This is a genomic window from Psychrobacter sp. GW64-MNA-CIBAN-0177 (assembly GCF_040309585.1).
Taxonomy (GTDB): Bacteria; Pseudomonadota; Gammaproteobacteria; order Pseudomonadales; family Moraxellaceae; genus Psychrobacter; species Psychrobacter okhotskensis.
Window position 1 is genome coordinate 1 of record NZ_JBEOOY010000115.1, and the last position, 295, is coordinate 295.

Annotated in this window: 1 pseudogene; it reads left to right on the top strand. The window is 36.9% G+C overall.

The window, feature by feature from the left end:
• A pseudogene (locus AAEY79_RS14405) lies at window positions 1-179 on the top strand (lipid A biosynthesis acyltransferase); the annotation flags it as partial.
• Window positions 180-295: the final 116 nt, after the last annotated feature.

Consider the following 295-nt stretch of genomic DNA (forward strand, 5'->3'; position numbering starts at 1 on the left):
GTTATCATCTGACGATTACGCCAGAGCTAGAGAACTATCCAAGTGATAACGAAGTGGCTGACGCTACTCGCGTTAATGAAGTACTAGAGGGCTTGATTCGTATTGATCCGACCCAATGGATGTGGTTTCACAGGCGTTTTAAAAATGGACCTAATGGGCGTACTGATATTTATCAATAGTCAGCTTAATACCTTAGGGTCTATCATTATAATAAAAATAGACTGTGCAAATTTGCTATACTTTATATTCAATATCTGGCGTCCAATGCCGAATTTATAATTACTTTGTATAATAT